Genomic DNA, 14,601 nt, shown 5'->3' on the forward strand with positions numbered 1-14,601 from the left:
CGCCGACGGCGCAGGTTGCGGCGCTGCTCGACGACGGCGACGAGCGGCTGACCAACACGCCGCCGCCTCCCCCGAAGCGACCCGGGCAAGCACCGCCGGCGCCTCCCCGGCCACCCCGGCAGGCACCCCCGCCCCCGCCGGAGCGGTCGCTGGAAGACCGGCTGACGATGACCGACCAACTCGAGCCCGTCGACGACGCGACCAAGTACCGGCGCAAGATCGACGATTCGCTCGCCCGGTTCTCCGCGGCACACGACGAGTTGGAGGCCGAGGAGCAGGAACGCCGCAGGCGTCGCAGCCGGCTGGCGGCACGGCTGGAGCAGACAAGGACGAAGCTGCAGCGCGTGGTGTCCACCGCACGGGGTTCCGGCACGCCACGGCGTGACGGTGACCCCGACGACGCCGAGGAGGATGCTCAAGGGGCCGGTGAGCCGGACCAGGAGCACAGCGAGTCAGCCGACGAGGACGACAGGGCCGAGCGACGGGCGGGCGTCGCGACGCGGATCAAGCTCGGGCGGCTCGACCGCGTGCTGGCAGGCCGGGCCACGTGTGTCGTCATCGCGGTGCTCGTCTTCCTCGCCACCGGAGTCGCCTGGGGCGCCAAGACCTGGTTCAACTCCAAGTTCAACGAGATCGCGGCGCTCGACGAGAACTCCGCCGACATCCGCAACGCCTCGGCCCAGCTCGGCGACGAGAACTTCCTCATCGTCGGCTCCGACACGCGTGAGGGCGCGGCAGCCGAGGAGAACGTCGGGGACGCCGACGGCATCCCCGGCGCCCGCTCCGACACGGTGATGCTCGCGCACGTACCCAAGGACCGCAGGCGCGCCGTGGTCATCTCGTTCCCGAGGGATCTCGAGGTGAGCCGCCCCGCGTGCGAGCGGTGGGATTCCGCGACCGGCGAGTACGGCGAGGTGATCGAGGCGGCGGAGCGGGTGAAGCTCAACTCGGCGTTCACCGTCGGTGGCCCGCGCTGTGTGACGAAGCTCATCCAGCAACTGTCCGGAATGAAGATCAACCACTTCGTCGGCATCGACTTCCACGGCTTCAAGGGCATGGTCGACGCGGTCGGCGGGGTGACCGTGCACCTCGACGAGCCGATGCGTGACCAGGAGCTCGGCCTCATCGTCGCGGAGACCGGTGACGTGGTGCTGCGTGGCGATCAGGCACTGAACTTCGTGCGGGCGCGCAAGGTCTACGGCGACCCGACGTTCTCCGACTACGGCCGGATGCAACGGCAGCAGCAGTTCATGTCGTCGCTGCTGAAGGCGACACTGTCGCGAAACGTGCTGCTCGACATGGGCAGGCTGAGCGACTTCGTCAACGCCTTCGCCGCCTCGACGTTCGGCGAGAACATCGGTGTGGACGAGCTACTCACCCTCGCGCAGTCGATGCGCGGCCTCGACGCGGGCAGCGTCCAGTTCCTCACCGTGCCCACCGTCGGCGAGGCCAACGATCGCGGCAACGAGGTGATGCTGCAGCGGGAATCTCGCGAGCTGTTCCGCGCGCTGATCGAGAACACGCCGCTGCCGGGCGAGGAGGCCGAGCGCGGCACGTCCGGTCCCGAGCAGGCGACACCCGCGTCCGGCACCCCGCAGGCCGCACCCATGTAGCCCACATATAAGCCCAGGTTCACCTCGGGTTCACTTCGCGATGCGCCCACGGTGGCGACGCGGACGTAAAGTGGCCGACATGCGCGAGGCTTACCACGTTGAACTCGAGAATCTGGCCGAACGGCTCGCCGGCATGTCCGGCCAGGTCGCCGACGCCATGGAGCGAGCGACCAAGGCCATGCTCGAGTCCGATCTCGAACTGGCGGAGCGGGTCATCAGTGACGACTCCCTTGTGGACGACGCGCGCGCGGACTGCGAGGAGCAGGCATACGCGTTGCTGGCGCTGCAGGCCCCCGTCGCGACGGACCTTCGTGTCGTGCTCGCCGCCATTCACGCCGCGGAGAGCCTTGAGCGGATGGGTGACCTAGCACTGCACGTCGCCAAGGCCGCCCGCAGGCGTCACCCCGACCCGGTGTTGCCGCAGAACGTACGGCCGTACTTCGACGAGATGGGCAAGGCCGCGGTGCGCCTGGCTCGGCGTGCCGAGCAGGTCATCCGCACCAGGGACGTGGAGGCGGCAAGGGCCATCGAGACCGACGACGACCAGGTCGACGACATCCACCGGCACCTGTTCAGCGTGCTGATGGACAAGGACTGGCCGCACGGGGTGGCCGCGGCGGTGGACGTCACCCTGCTAGGGCGGTTCTACGAGCGCTACGCAGACCACGCCGTGTCGGTCGCCAGAAGGATGGTGTTCGTTGTCACCGGCCGGATGCCGGGGTATTCCGCCACCGAGGCGTGAGCGAGGCATGAGGGCGCGTGACCGGCGAGGACGGCACCGACCGGCCATTTTCCGGACCACTACGGTAAGGCTGTGCGCTAACGCTGCGTCACGACTCCGTAATGTCGCTGTGACGTACTTCCAATGTCAAATTGCGTTCATGTTTCGTTCACCAGCACTGCCCTGCCGTGTCATGTCGCCGCCCTAGCGTCCAGCCGCGTGAGCATCCCCAGTGGTCGGCTGCTGCCGGCCGCGAGACTCGGAAGAGGTTTACTGTGAAGCGTTACCCACTGGGCCGCGTTCTCGCCCTCCCAGCGGCGGCCGCGCTCACCTTCGGCCTTGTGGCCTGTGGCTCGGCGAACGAGGAAGGCGGGGGCAACGAGTCCGGTAACGGTGGCTCGGGCCTTTCGGGCACGATCTCGGGCGCGGGTTCGAGCGCGCAGGACGCCGCACAGCAGGCCTGGCAGGCGGGCTTCATCGGCAAGAACCCCGATGTGACGGTCAACTACGACCCGATCGGCTCCGGCGGTGGTCGCGAGCAGTTCGTCTCGGGGGGCTCCGACTTCGGTGGCACCGACGCCTACCTCGACGAGGAGGAGCTGGCCGCCGCCAAGAAGCGGTGCGGCGAAGTCGTCGAGATCCCGACCTACGTCTCGCCGATCGCGGTCATCTTCAACGTCGAAGGCGTCGACGAGCTGAACCTCAAGCCGGCCACGATCGCCAAGATCTTCAACCAGAAGATCACGAAGTGGAACGACCCGGCCATCGCCGCCGACAACCCGGGTGTGCAGCTGCCGGACACGGCGATCTCGCCGGTGAACCGCTCCGACGAGTCCGGCACCACCGAGAACTTCGTCGAGTACCTCAAGGCCGCCGCGCCGCAGGACTGGCCGCACGAGGTCAGCGGCGACTGGCCGGTCAAGGGTGGTGAGGCCGCACAGGGCACCTCTGGCGTCGTGCAGGCCGTCACCAATGGTAATGGCACCATCGGCTACGCCGACGCCAGCCAGGCGGGCGAGCTGAGCACAGCCAAGGTCGGTGTCGGTGACGAGTTCGTCGGCTACTCCCCGGAGGCGGCGGCCAAGGTGCTCGATGTCTCCGAGCGGGTGGAGGGTCGCGGCGAGTACAGCTTCGCCTACGACCTCGCCCGCGACACCACCGAGTCGGGCACCTACCCGATCGTGCTGGTGTCCTACGAGATCGCGTGCACCAACTACGACGACGCGAACAAGGCCGAGCTGGTCAAGGGCTACTTCGACTACATGATCAGCGAAGAGGGCCAGCAGGCCTCGGCCAAGTCCGCGGGATCGGCGCCGATCTCCGACAAGCTCCGTCAGCAGATCCAGCCGGCGGTGGACGCCATCGGCTCCGGTAGCTGACAGCGACATCGGTTCCACACTGTCCGGGTGGCCACCCCGCTGGGTGACCACCCGGACATCCGCGTAAGAAGGGATGGCACGTGTTCCCCAGCACAGCGGAGAGGTCGCAAGCACGAAAAGTGCCGCAGCGACCAGGGGACCGCATCTTCGCGGGCGCCTCGACCGCAGCGGGCGTCCTGATCCTCATCGTCCTCGCAGGGGTCGCCGCGTTCCTGCTCGTGGAGGCCTGGCCCTCGCTGACCGCTCCCGCGGAGGAAATCCCAGGCGGCGAGGGCATCGCGGTCTACGTCTGGCCGCTGCTGTTCGGCACCCTGCTCTCGGCGATGTTCGCCCTGCTACTGGCCGCACCACTGGCGGTGGCGATCGCGCTGTTCGTCACCTACTACGCGCCTCGCCGACTCTCCCAAGCGCTTGGCTATCTCATCGACCTGCTCGCCGCCGTGCCGAGCATCATCTACGGCCTTTGGGGGTTCACCCAGCTCGCCCCGCTGACGGTCGAACCGACCACCTGGCTTTCGGAGAACCTCGGCTTCATCCCGTTCTTCGCGGGACCACCTTCGGCCACCGGCCGCACCATGTTGGTGGCGATCCTCGTGCTCGCGGTGATGATCCTGCCGATCATCACCGCCGTGGTCAGGGAGGCGTTCCGGCAGACACCTCGGCTGCACGAGGAAGCCTCGCTCGCGCTCGGCGCCACCCGCTGGGAGATGATCAAGATGGCGCCGCTGCCTTTCGGCAGGTCGAGCATCATCGGTGCCTCCATGCTGGGGCTCGGCCGGGCGCTCGGCGAGACCATGGCGGTGGCGATCGTGCTCTCGGTGTCCGGCGGCGTCACCTTCAACCTCATCGGCACGGGTAATCCCTCGACCATCGCCGCCAACATCGCGTTGCAGTTCCCCGAGTCGACAGGCATCGCCGTCAACACCCTGATCGCGTCCGGGCTCGTGCTGTTCGCCCTCACGCTGGTGGTCAACATGGCTGCCCGTGCGGTGATCGAGCGGCGCAAGGAATTCTCGGGAGCCAACTGATGCCCACTCCGACAACCTCCCGCGAACCGGGGCAACCCGACCTGTACGCACCGCTGACCGGTGTCCCGCTGACCCACGGCCAGCTACCCCGAGGGGCCGCGGTCGGCACGCTCGCCGCCACCGTGGCGGCGGCGGGCGCTCTCGTGCTGTTCGGCGACTGGAACGTGGCCGCGACCGCGGTTCTCGCCGCCGTGGCCTACACCGTCGTGGTCTACGTGTGGTCGCGTGCCGTCGAGGGCAGAAGGAAGGCCGTCGACAGGCTGGTGACAGCCGTCGTGACGTGCGCGTTCCTGCTGGCGCTGCTGCCGCTGATCTCGGTGATCATTACGGTGGTCTCCAAGGGTGTCGCCCGCTTCGACATGGAGTTCTTCACCTACTCGATGCGTGGCGTCGTCGGCGAGGGCGGTGGTGTCTACCACGCCATCATGGGCACGCTCATCATCACCGGGCTCGCCACCCTCATCTCGGTGCCCGTCGGCATGCTCACCGCCATCTACCTGGTGGAGTACGGGCGAGGCCGCCTCGCCAAGGCCATCACGTTCTTCGTCGACGTGATGACCGGTATCCCCTCGATCGTGGCAGGTCTGTTCGCGTACGCGCTGTTCGCGCTGATCTTCGGCCCGGGGATACGCATGGGCATCATGGGCGCCATCGCGCTGAGCGTGCTGATGGTGCCCGTGGTGGTCCGCTCCACCGAGGAGATGCTCAAGCTGGTGCCCAACGAACTGCGGGAGGCGTCCTACGCGCTCGCGGTGCCGAAGTGGCGGACGATCCTCAGGGTGGTGCTGCCCACTTCGCTGGCCGGTATCGCCACCGGTGTCACCCTGGCCATCGCGAGGGTCATCGGCGAGACCGCGCCACTGCTGGTCACGGTGGGCATCACCAGCAGTGACAACTTCGATCCGTTCGACGGTCGCATGGCAACCCTGTCGGTATTCTCCTACTACGAGTACGTCTCACCCGGCTACCCACCGGAACCGGCACTGGAGCGGGCATGGGCGGCAGCACTCCTGCTGATCATCATCGTCATGCTGCTCAACCTTGTCGCGCGGCTCATCTCCCGGCTGTTCGCACCGAAGACCCGCGGGTGAGCGGGACACAGGATAGGAAAGCACTGTGGCAAAGCGCATCGAGGTCAAGGATCTCGACATCTACTACGACAAGTTCCTCGCCGTGCAGGGCGTGTCGATGACGATCCAGCCACGGGCGGTCACCGCGCTGATCGGGCCTTCCGGCTGTGGCAAGTCGACGTTCCTGCGCACGCTCAACCGGATGCACGAACTGGTGCCGAACGCCCGCGTCGAGGGCAAGGTCTTCATGGACGACCAGGACCTCTACGCGCCAGGGGTCGACCCGGTGCGGGTCCGCAGCCAGATCGGCATGGTCTTCCAGCGCCCCAACCCGTTCCCGACGATGTCGATCTATGACAACGTCGCCGCGGGCATGAAGCTGAACGGCAGGCGCATGAAGCGGTCCGAACTGGACGACCTGGTGGAGCGGTCGCTGCGCTCGGCGAACCTGTGGGAAGAGGTCAAGGACCGGCTCGGCAAGCCCGGTTCCGGCCTTTCCGGCGGGCAGCAGCAGCGGCTGTGCATCGCCAGGGCCATCGCGGTGCAGCCGGAGGTGCTGTTGATGGACGAGCCGTGTTCGGCCCTCGACCCCATCTCGACCCAGGCCATCGAGGACCTGATGCTGGAGTTGAAGGCCAACTACACCATCGTGATCGTCACGCACAACATGCAGCAGGCGGCGCGGGTCAGCGACACCACCGGCTTTTTCAACCTGCGTGGTGTAGGGCAGCCCGGTGAACTGGTGGAGATCGACGAGACCGCGAAGATCTTCTCCACACCGAGCCAGAAGGCCACCGAGGACTACATCTCCGGACGCTTCGGCTGAGCCGCCGGACACGGTGCGGCCCGGCGCGGATCACCGCCGGGCCGCACGATCACGGGGCGGCGTACTGCACGTCCGTCTCGACGGTCTCGAAGCCGAGGCCGCGGTAGACCGCCACCGCGGGTGCGTTGTCGCCCTCGACGTACAGAATCACCTGGCGCAGTCCCAGCGCACGCAGGTGGCGCAGGCCGGCCAGGGTCAGCGCCTTGCCGAGCCCACCACCCTGCGCGCTCGGGTCCACCCCGACCACGTAAACCTCGCCGACCGGCTCACCACCGAACCGGTCCGGGTTGGCATCGTGGACCTTCGTCCAGTGAAAGCCCACGATCCGGCCACTTTCGTTCTCGGCGAGGAAGAACCCCTGCGGGTCGAACCAGTCCTCCTGCTCGGCTCGCCGCAGGTCCGCCACCCCGAAGGCGCTCTGCTCGGGATGCCAGTCGAACGCGCGCGCGTTGACGTCGATGACGCCCTGCTCGTCCTCACCGGGCACGAAGGTACGCAACCGCAGACCCTGACTCGGTTTCGGCTCGGGCCAGTCGGCCTCGGCCGCCGAGGCTCGCATCACCAGCAGCTCCCGCGCCCGGTTCAGCCCGAAGCGCTTGGCGAGCGCGGCGGCCGCCGGATGGTCGCCGTGGGACCACACTCGTGGCACGGATGCCGCCCGGAGCAACTCCTCCAGCAGCGCGGCGCCGTGGCCACGGCCCCGGTGAGCGGGATGTACGAGCAGTTCGGCGACCTGCCTGCCGAACGCGTCGCCTGCGGTGTCCAGATGTGCGTAGCCGACCAGGTCCGCGGCCCCGTCGAGTTGTCCGAGCAGGTGCCGCCCGCCGTGAAACTCCTCCGGCAGCGGTCCCGCCTGCCGCACCTGCGGCCTGCCATCGGACTCGCGCGCCGCCAGCAACAGTCGGCGCACCTCCTCGGTACGCGCGAGGTCGAGTTCGTCGACCCACACCAGCTTCAGCATGGGTCGAGGCTACGCCTGCGGGCCCGCTCAGCGAGTGGAGAGCTCTTCGGATTCCACGGGCCGGATAGCCGAGGGCAGGCCGGTCTTGGCCGCGCCTGCCGACTTGCTCGGCCGCTCGAACTTGTAGCCGACGTTGCGCACGGTACCGATCATCTGCTCGTGCTCTGGGCCGAGCTTGGCACGCAACCTCCGCACGTGGACGTCGACGGTGCGGGTGCCTCCGAAGAAGTCGTAGCCCCACACCTCCTGCAGCAGCTGGGCGCGGGTGAAGACCCTGCCCGCATGCTGCGCGAGGTACTTGAGCAGCTCGAACTCCTTGTAGGTCAGCTCGAGGGTGCGCTTGCGCAGCCGCGCGGTGTAGGTCGCCTCGTCGATCACCAGGTCGCCGACCCGCAGCTCGGCGTCCACGTGAGAGGTAGCGCCGTCCTTGGTCGTCGCCAGCCGCAGCCGGGCGTCCACCTCGGCGGGGCCTGCCGTAGGCAACAGGATGTCATCGGTGCGCCACTCCGAGCTGACGGCCACCAGGCCGCCTTCGCCGACCACCGCGATCACCGGCGTCGTAGCGTCGTCGTCGCCCGCGCCCTTCAGCAGCCTGCACAGGCTCTTGGCCGAGGCCAGGTCACTGCGGGCGTCGAGCAGGATGACATCGCGGTGACCCGCGTCGAGGAGGGCTGTCACCTCCGGCGCGCGCACGCGTACGGTATGCGGCAGCAGATCAAGAGCGGGCAGCACCGAGGTGGCATCGGATTCTCCAGTGAGTACCAGCAAATCCAGGCTCATCGCCACCACCTCAAGTATTCGGTTCGCCCTCGCGGAGAATCAGGGCCGGTACCCAATTGACGATAACCGCTGGGCGCCGGACGGCCCTAGTCCTGAAACCCGCATCACACCAGGTCGCAACACCGGAAACATGCAGTTAACAGAACGGACGCAATCGTGGGCACAACCGTGACACCGCAGCAGGGGCGCAAGCGCGGACGCCGTGGAAAAAGGATCGTCATCGTCCTCGTGGTGCTGCTCGGGCTGCTCGTCGGCGCGGATTTCGCAGCGGCGGCCTTCGCCGAACACACGGTTTCGCAGCAGGCCCGCGAGCAGCTGGGGCTTGCGCAGGACCCCGCGGTGACCGTCCACGGCTTCCCGTTCGCCACCCAGGCGTTGTCAGGTGAGTACGACCACATCAGCGTCTCCGCGGACGGTGTTCCGGTGCAGGACGTGCTCCGGGACGTCTCGCTCAGCGCGGAACTGCGAGACGTCAAGGCACCGCTTTCCGACCTCGCGGGTGGCAACGTGCAAGCCATCACGATCGGCGACCTGGAAGCCCAGGTCACGCTCAAGGCCAGCGACATCGCCCGTGTCCCCCCGCTGACGAACATCGAGGACCTGCGCATCGATCCCTCCACCGAGTCCTACGTGCGAAACGGGGAGGGAACCGACCCCGACGCGGGCAACGCCACCGACGACGGTGAGGGCGGCAGCGGAGCCGACGGCGAGGACAGCCAGCAGCAGGACGACTCGACGGCGGGTGTGCGGCTGGCGGGGAAGGTGCAGATCGCGGGGGAACGGATGGAGATCTTCGCCTTCGCCATCATCGAGCTCGACGGCACCACCATCCGCATCACTGCGCACCGGTTGCAGTTCGGGAATGACCAGGAGACGACCGTGGTTCCCAAGGACGTGCAGCGCGCCCTGCTCCCGAACTTCGAAGCCGACATCAACACCGGTCAGCTTCCGTTCACGGTGACCCCGACGGCTGTGCACGTCGACTCGGGCTCCATCACGGTGAAGGGCGAGGCCACGAACGTGCGGTTCTCCTCGACCGGGACACAGGCGCCCACGCGCCAGTAAGGAGCTGATGCGGTGACCGGCGTATGGCTGACGGTGGGCGCCATCGGCGCCGCCGTTTTCGTTGGTGTCCTGGTGGCGACAAGGGAAGGCCGGATTCGCTACCGCTTCGCCAAGCGCGCGCGGGCCGGGCACCAGTCGCGGCAGGACCTGCCCGCGCCCGTCGCGGCGGCGCTGCCCAGCGAGCCGGGCACGGTGACCCTGCTGCAGGTGTCCACCACCTACTGCGCGCCGTGCAGGCACGCCAAAGCGGTGCTCACCGAGTTCGCCGAGCGAACCGAGGGATTGCGCTACGTGAACCTGGATGTGACCGACCAACCGGAGGTCGCACGCGCCATCGGGGTGCTGCGCACTCCCACCACCGTGGCCTACACGTCCTCCGGACAGGAATTGCTGCGGGTCAGCGGCGTACCGAAGACAGCCGACCTGCTCACCGCGCTGCGGACACACCTCGTCTCACAGAATGAACACGGTTCCCACCCCGAATCCAGCTGAGTAGCCTTGCCCACGTGGACAGGCTCGTTCCCCACCTCCTGACGCAGCGACGCGCTGTGGACCTGTGCAGGGTGCGCAGCAGCCTGTGTTCGCCCAGCCGCTGAACCCGGCCCGGCGATCAACTCAGGAGGATGGATGTCCGCAGGCGCTGCGGTGGACCCTCGCGGTCCTCGGTTCGCGGCCGCCGTCACGACCGTCGTGCTGGCGCTGGTCCTGGTCACCGGGTGGTGGCCGCTGCTCGCCGCACAGACGGTGGTTTTCGCGGTAGGCGCGCTCGCCGGGCCGCGTACGGCCCCGTACTCGTTGCTGTACCGCCTTCTCCTCGCACCGCGCCGCAAGCCCACCGCCGAACGTGAGGAAGCGGCACCGCTACGGTTCGCTCAGGCGGTGGGTTTCGTGTTCGCCTTGGCGGGCACGGTCGGCTACGTGACTGGCCTGGCCACACTCGCCCTCGTCGCGACGGCGTTCGCACTGTTCGCCGCATTCCTCAACGCGGCGTTCAACTTCTGCCTCGGCTGCGAGGTGTACCTGCTGCTACGCCGGTCCGCCCGCAGTGCCGAGCGCGCGTAGCCGACAGCGCGTTTCTTTCCCAACTTCTTTTCCCAACTTCCTTTCCCACGACAAGAAAGTGAGTGCCAGCTCATGAGCCGTGAAGACGTTCTGGTCACCACCGACTGGGCGGAACAGAACCTGAACACTCCCGGCGTGGTATTCGCCGAGGTCGACGAGGACACCACCGCCTACGACGGCGGGCACATCCCGGGTGCGGTGAAGATCGACTGGAGGAACGAGCTGCAGGAGCCCGTCCGCCGCGACTTCGTCGACAGGGCCGGTTTCGAGAACCTGATGTCGAGCAAGGGCATCGGCAACGACGACCTGGTGATCCTCTACGGCGGCAACAACAACTGGTTCGCCGCTTACGCCTACTGGTACTTCAAGCTCTACGGCCACGACAAGGTCAGGTTGCTCGACGGTGGGCGCAAGAAGTGGGAACTCGACGGCCGCACGCTGAGCACCGACGAGGTCGAGCGAGAGCGCACCAGCTACAAGGCGGCCGAACAGGACCGCTCACTTCGGGCGTTCCGCGACGAGGTCGTGCGGGCCATCGGCACGAAGAACCTGGTGGACGTGCGTTCGCCCGACGAGTTCTCCGGCAAGCTGCTCGCACCCGCCCACCTGCCGCAGGAGACCGCACAGCGGCCGGGGCACATCCCCAGCGCGGTGAACGTGCCGTGGTCCAAGGCGGCCAACGAGGACGGCACCTTCAAGTCCGACGAGGAACTCCAGCGGCTGTACAAGGACGCGGGCCTGGACACCTCCAAGCCCACCATCGCCTACTGCAGGATCGGTGAACGTTCCAGCCACACGTGGTTCGCGCTGCACGAACTCCTCGGGCTACCGGACGTGAAGAACTACGACGGATCGTGGACCGAGTACGGCTCGCTGGTCGGCGTGCCGATCGAGACGGGAGCGAAGTGATGACGGACGGATGCGGTGCGCCGCAACAGACGGCGACCCCCGCTGCCGCCGACACCGGCGGCCAGGTGGTGTTGGCGGGCAAGGTCACCGGCGGTGACGGTCCGCTCGGCGGAGCCTACGTGCGGCTGCTCAACGCCGACGGTGAGTTCGCCGGTGAGGTGCAGGCCTCCGCCGAGGGAGACTTCCGGTTCTACGCCGCGCCCGGCAGTTGGACGGTGCGCGCGCTGCACCGCAGCGGCAACGGTGAGGCGTCGGTCACCGCTGAAGGCCCGGGGGTGCACCGGGTGCCGATCGCTGTGGGGTGAGTCACCCACCACGCAGCGAGCGCCCGCGAGGACCGCCCCCGAGGCCGCCGAATCCGGTGGCCTCGGGGGCGGTTTCGTACCGGGGGTTATCCTGCAGCCGTGGAGATTCTGTTTACGACGCTGCTGATCTTGGCCGTTGTGGGTGTGCTGTGGTTCGGCGGCTACGTCGTCTACCGGCTGTACTCCGACCATCGCTGAGGAACCGCTGAGCACCGATGCCCACGAGTGGTGACGAGGCGATTCGGGCGGCGGCGCAGCGCGCCGAGACCACGGCGAAGCGCAACATTCCGCAGCTGGCTGACCTGCCGATTCCCGGCGACACGGCGAACCTTCGCGAAGGCCCCGAACTAAACGACGCCTGCCTGGCGCTGCTACCGCTGGTCGGGGTCTGGCGAGGGGAGGGTGAGGTCAACTACCCGACCATCGACGGGCCGTACCGCTTCGCCCAGCAACTGACCATCTCCCACGACGGCAGGCCGTTCCTGCACCACGAGGCGCGGTCCTGGCTGCTCGACGCCGAAGGCAACGTCATCCGGCCCGCCGCGCGCGAGACCGGATGGTGGCGGCCGCAGGCCGACGACACCATCGAACTGTTGCTGTGCCACTCCAGCGGCATCCTGGAGCTGTTCTACGGCACGCCGAAGAGTCAGACGACCTGGGAACTCGGCACCGATGCGGTGGTGCGCTCCTCCACGGCCAAGGAAGTCACCGCGGCCAAGCGGCTGTACGGCATCGTCGCGGGCGGCGACCTCGGTTACGTCGAGGAGCGTGCGATGGTCGGTCAGCCGATGACCCCGCACGTTTCCGCGCTGCTGCACCGTGTCGTCGGCTGAGGGCACTCATTCGTACTGCGCGTCGTAGGCGCTGGCCAACTCCGCGTGCAGGAGTGTGGAATCCGGCAGTCGCTCGCCGTCCAGGGTGTGCACCCGGGTGAGCTTGCGCACCGACGAAGCCAGGAACACCCCGTCGGCCGAACGCAGGTCGGCGGCAGCCACCGGCTCGACCTTCGTGGTCCAGCCCGCACTTTCGGCCGCGCGAAACACGGCCCCGTGCGTCGTGCCAGGCAGGATGCCCAGTGTCGGCGGTGGCGTGTAGAGCGTGCGCCCCCTTGCCACCACGACGCTGGAGGTGGGTCCTTCGAGCACCGAACCGTCGGTCGCCGTGAAGATCACGTCCGCGGCTCCCCTCCGGTTGGCCTCCCTGACGGCGGCCATGTTGACGGCGTAGGACAGCGACTTGGCGCCGAGCAGCAGCCAGGGCGCCCGCTCTGCCAACCCCGCGTCGATACCGCGCTCGAGTGTGACGGCCGCGATGCCGTCGGCGCGGGCCCGCTTGACCTTGCCGTCGATCTCCATGCCGAGGGCGAACGCGGTCGGGGTCGAGTCGGGGTCGCCTTCGATGCCGCGCGTGTAGACGAGCTTGATCGCGATCTCCGAGGAGTCCGGCCAGTTGTCGATCACCTGCCTGGTCGCACGCTCCCACGCAGGCCGGTCCGGCCTCGGCAGGTCCATCATCGCCGCGGAGCGGGCCAGCCGGTCCAGGTGCGCCTCCAACTCTCTCGGCTTGCCGTCGGTGACGAGGATCGTCTCGAAGATCCCGTCGCCACGCAGCACCCCGAGGTCGTCGACACGCAGGTGGGTGGCATCGGGATCGGCCAGTGTGCCGTCCAGAAAAGCGAGCACGCGCATGGCACCACCGTACTCACCTACGATCGACGCCATGGGTTACGAGTCTGCGCTGCTGCACCGGCCGGGCGCGGTGGCGCCACCCGAGGGTCACCCCGAGTTCGGCGTGCCGTGGCACTGGGGCGATCCGTTCGCCGAGCAGCGCGCCGCCGTGCGCGGTGTGGCCGTGGTCGACAGGTCGCACCGGGAGCTCATCACGGTCACCGGCCAGGAGCGGCTTTCCTGGCTGCACCTGGTGATCTCGCAACACGTCACCGAATTGCCCGACGGGTCGGGCACGGAGGCGTTGGTCCTGGACAGCTACGGGCGCGTCGACGCCCACATGGTGCTCGGCTACACCGGCGGCACCGTCTACCTCGACACCGATCCGGGAGCGCAGGCCACGAGCGCGCTGCCGAAGGGCGGCAAGCAGAGCCTGCTCGAGTACTTCGAGGCCATGAAGTTCTGGTCGCAGGTGGACCTGCGCGACGCGACAGGGGAGCTGGCCGTGCTGACGTTGCTCGGCCCTGACATCCCCACCGTGCTCGATGTCGAGGTCGGTGAGCAACCGTACTCGGTGACGCCGTTCCAGGGTGGCTTCGCGCGCAGAATGCCGTGGCCGGGCGATACGGCGGTGGACCTGATCGTCCCCAGGGCACAACTGGCCGAGGTGTGGGCCAAGCTCACCGGTGCCGGAGCCCGCCCCGCGGGCACGTGGGCGTTCGACGCACTGCGAGTGGAGTCGCTGCGCCCCCGGATCGGCGTCGACACCGACGAACGCACCATCCCGCACGAGGTGAACTGGATCGGCACGGCGGCCCACGTCGCCAAGGGCTGCTACCGGGGCCAGGAGACCGTGTCGAAGGTCCACAACGTGGGCAAACCGCCCCGCCACATGGTGCTGCTGCACCTGGACGGATCGCAGGAGATCTACCCCGAGCCCGGCGATCCCGTGTTGCTCGGCGAGCGCAATGTCGGCAGGGTGGGCAGCGTGGCACAACACCACGAACTGGGGCCGATCGCCCTGGCACTGGTCAAACGGTCCACGCCGGTGGACGCGGAGCTGATCGCGGGCGAGGAGGATCGCGCCGCGCAGGCCGCCATCGACCCCGATTCGGTCCCCGAGGAACGCGCCGCGCCCGGACGTGAGGCGGTCCAGCGCCTGCGCGGGTGAGAAGATGACATGATCGTGTCCCACCCTGGTGCCACAGACCGTCG

The 14,601-nt window shown here is 68.2% G+C and carries 16 protein-coding genes; 13 read left to right on the forward strand and 3 right to left on the reverse strand.

The annotated features are described in order from the left end of the window. The 6 genes from SACMADRAFT_RS26915 to pstB form a co-directional block, all read left to right on the forward strand. The coding region (locus tag SACMADRAFT_RS26915) for an LCP family protein (protein ID WP_009156991.1) at positions 1–1,613 on the forward strand (1,613 nt) is incomplete at its 5' end. A gap of 79 nt (positions 1,614–1,692) precedes the next feature. Next, the gene (gene phoU / locus SACMADRAFT_RS26920) at positions 1,693–2,355 is read left to right on the forward strand and encodes a phosphate signaling complex protein PhoU (RefSeq protein ID WP_009156992.1); all 663 of its coding nucleotides are present in this window, start codon (positions 1,693–1,695) and stop codon (positions 2,353–2,355) included. Positions 2,356–2,609: 254 nt separating this feature from the next. Beyond that, the gene (gene pstS, locus SACMADRAFT_RS26925) at positions 2,610–3,713 is read left to right on the forward strand and encodes a phosphate ABC transporter substrate-binding protein PstS (protein WP_009156993.1); all 1,104 of its coding nucleotides are present in this window, start codon (positions 2,610–2,612) and stop codon (positions 3,711–3,713) included. 80 nt (positions 3,714–3,793) lie between these two features. Continuing rightward, complete coding sequence (gene pstC / locus SACMADRAFT_RS26930) at positions 3,794–4,741, forward strand: phosphate ABC transporter permease subunit PstC (protein WP_009156994.1); 948 nt, start codon at positions 3,794–3,796, stop codon at positions 4,739–4,741. Beyond that, the gene (gene pstA / locus SACMADRAFT_RS26935; RefSeq protein WP_009156995.1) at positions 4,741–5,832 is read left to right on the forward strand and encodes a phosphate ABC transporter permease PstA; all 1,092 of its coding nucleotides are present in this window, start codon (positions 4,741–4,743) and stop codon (positions 5,830–5,832) included. Before pstC ends, pstA begins: the two co-directional genes overlap by 1 nt. Before the next feature lie 25 nt (positions 5,833–5,857). Continuing rightward, entirely contained in the window at positions 5,858–6,637 is a 780-nt protein-coding gene (pstB, locus tag SACMADRAFT_RS26940) for a phosphate ABC transporter ATP-binding protein PstB (RefSeq protein ID WP_009156996.1), read from the forward strand. Positions 6,638–6,686: 49 nt separating this feature from the next. Here pstB and mshD read toward each other — a convergent pair whose 3' ends face one another. Together mshD and SACMADRAFT_RS26950 are read right to left on the reverse strand one after the other, a co-directional pair. Continuing rightward, entirely contained in the window at positions 6,687–7,598 is a 912-nt protein-coding gene (gene mshD, locus SACMADRAFT_RS26945; RefSeq protein ID WP_009156997.1) for a mycothiol synthase, read from the reverse strand. Between the two features lie 27 nt (positions 7,599–7,625). After that, positions 7,626–8,378: a winged helix-turn-helix transcriptional regulator gene (locus SACMADRAFT_RS26950; RefSeq protein ID WP_009156998.1), complete on the reverse strand. Its 753-nt coding sequence runs from the start codon at positions 8,376–8,378 to the stop codon at positions 7,626–7,628. 156 nt (positions 8,379–8,534) lie between these two features. Between SACMADRAFT_RS26950 and SACMADRAFT_RS26955 the strand changes: the two genes are divergently transcribed. From SACMADRAFT_RS26955 to SACMADRAFT_RS26980, 6 genes are all read left to right on the forward strand, one after another. Then, positions 8,535–9,443: an LmeA family phospholipid-binding protein gene (locus SACMADRAFT_RS26955; protein WP_009156999.1), complete on the forward strand. Its 909-nt coding sequence runs from the start codon at positions 8,535–8,537 to the stop codon at positions 9,441–9,443. Positions 9,444–9,455: 12 nt separating this feature from the next. Then, positions 9,456–9,935, forward strand: a complete 480-nt coding sequence (locus SACMADRAFT_RS26960; protein WP_009157000.1) for a TlpA family protein disulfide reductase — start codon at positions 9,456–9,458, stop codon at positions 9,933–9,935. Positions 9,936–10,070: 135 nt separating this feature from the next. Then, the gene (locus SACMADRAFT_RS26965; RefSeq protein WP_009157001.1) at positions 10,071–10,505 is read left to right on the forward strand and encodes a DUF4395 domain-containing protein; all 435 of its coding nucleotides are present in this window, start codon (positions 10,071–10,073) and stop codon (positions 10,503–10,505) included. Positions 10,506–10,577: 72 nt separating this feature from the next. Further along, complete coding sequence (locus SACMADRAFT_RS26970; protein WP_009157002.1) at positions 10,578–11,414, forward strand: sulfurtransferase; 837 nt, start codon at positions 10,578–10,580, stop codon at positions 11,412–11,414. Further along, positions 11,414–11,719: a DUF1416 domain-containing protein gene (locus SACMADRAFT_RS26975; protein WP_009157003.1), complete on the forward strand. Its 306-nt coding sequence runs from the start codon at positions 11,414–11,416 to the stop codon at positions 11,717–11,719. The genes SACMADRAFT_RS26970 and SACMADRAFT_RS26975 overlap by 1 nt, the downstream gene beginning before the upstream one ends. 215 nt (positions 11,720–11,934) lie before the next feature. After that, on the forward strand, positions 11,935–12,552 hold the full coding sequence (locus tag SACMADRAFT_RS26980; RefSeq protein WP_009157004.1) for an FABP family protein: 618 nt from the start codon (positions 11,935–11,937) through the stop codon (positions 12,550–12,552). Positions 12,553–12,558: 6 nt separating this feature from the next. Here the strand turns inward: SACMADRAFT_RS26980 and SACMADRAFT_RS26985 are convergent, their stop codons facing one another. After that, a complete protein-coding gene (locus SACMADRAFT_RS26985) occupies positions 12,559–13,407 on the reverse strand; it encodes an aminodeoxychorismate lyase (protein ID WP_009157005.1) in 849 nt (282 codons plus the stop codon). Between the two features lie 31 nt (positions 13,408–13,438). Here SACMADRAFT_RS26985 and ygfZ point away from each other — a divergent pair, with 31 nt between their 5' ends. Then, positions 13,439–14,557, forward strand: coding sequence for a CAF17-like 4Fe-4S cluster assembly/insertion protein YgfZ (gene ygfZ / locus SACMADRAFT_RS26990; RefSeq protein WP_009157006.1), 1,119 nt, complete (start codon positions 13,439–13,441; stop codon positions 14,555–14,557). Positions 14,558–14,601 lie beyond the last annotated feature (44 nt).

It is taken from the genome of Saccharomonospora marina XMU15 (assembly GCF_000244955.1).
GTDB lineage: Bacteria > Actinomycetota > Actinomycetes > Mycobacteriales > Pseudonocardiaceae > Saccharomonospora_A > Saccharomonospora_A marina.

What these genes read in the sequence shown, in the direction of transcription:
- mshD (WP_009156997.1), bottom strand. Translation starts at nt 7,598, where the DNA reads ATGCTGAAGCTGGTGTGGGTCGACGAACTCGACCTCGCGCGTACCGAG.
- SACMADRAFT_RS26970 (WP_009157002.1), top strand. Translation starts at nt 10,578, where the DNA reads ATGAGCCGTGAAGACGTTCTGGTCACCACCGACTGGGCGGAACAGAAC.
- SACMADRAFT_RS26965 (WP_009157001.1), top strand. Translation starts at nt 10,071, where the DNA reads ATGTCCGCAGGCGCTGCGGTGGACCCTCGCGGTCCTCGGTTCGCGGCC.
- phoU (WP_009156992.1), top strand. Translation starts at nt 1,693, where the DNA reads ATGCGCGAGGCTTACCACGTTGAACTCGAGAATCTGGCCGAACGGCTC.
- SACMADRAFT_RS26985 (WP_009157005.1), bottom strand. Translation starts at nt 13,407, where the DNA reads ATGCGCGTGCTCGCTTTTCTGGACGGCACACTGGCCGATCCCGATGCC.
- SACMADRAFT_RS26980 (WP_009157004.1), top strand. Translation starts at nt 11,935, where the DNA reads ATGCCCACGAGTGGTGACGAGGCGATTCGGGCGGCGGCGCAGCGCGCC.
- SACMADRAFT_RS26975 (WP_009157003.1), top strand. Translation starts at nt 11,414, where the DNA reads ATGACGGACGGATGCGGTGCGCCGCAACAGACGGCGACCCCCGCTGCC.
- pstA (WP_009156995.1), top strand. Translation starts at nt 4,741, where the DNA reads ATGCCCACTCCGACAACCTCCCGCGAACCGGGGCAACCCGACCTGTAC.
- ygfZ (WP_009157006.1), top strand. Translation starts at nt 13,439, where the DNA reads ATGGGTTACGAGTCTGCGCTGCTGCACCGGCCGGGCGCGGTGGCGCCA.
- SACMADRAFT_RS26950 (WP_009156998.1), bottom strand. Translation starts at nt 8,378, where the DNA reads ATGAGCCTGGATTTGCTGGTACTCACTGGAGAATCCGATGCCACCTCG.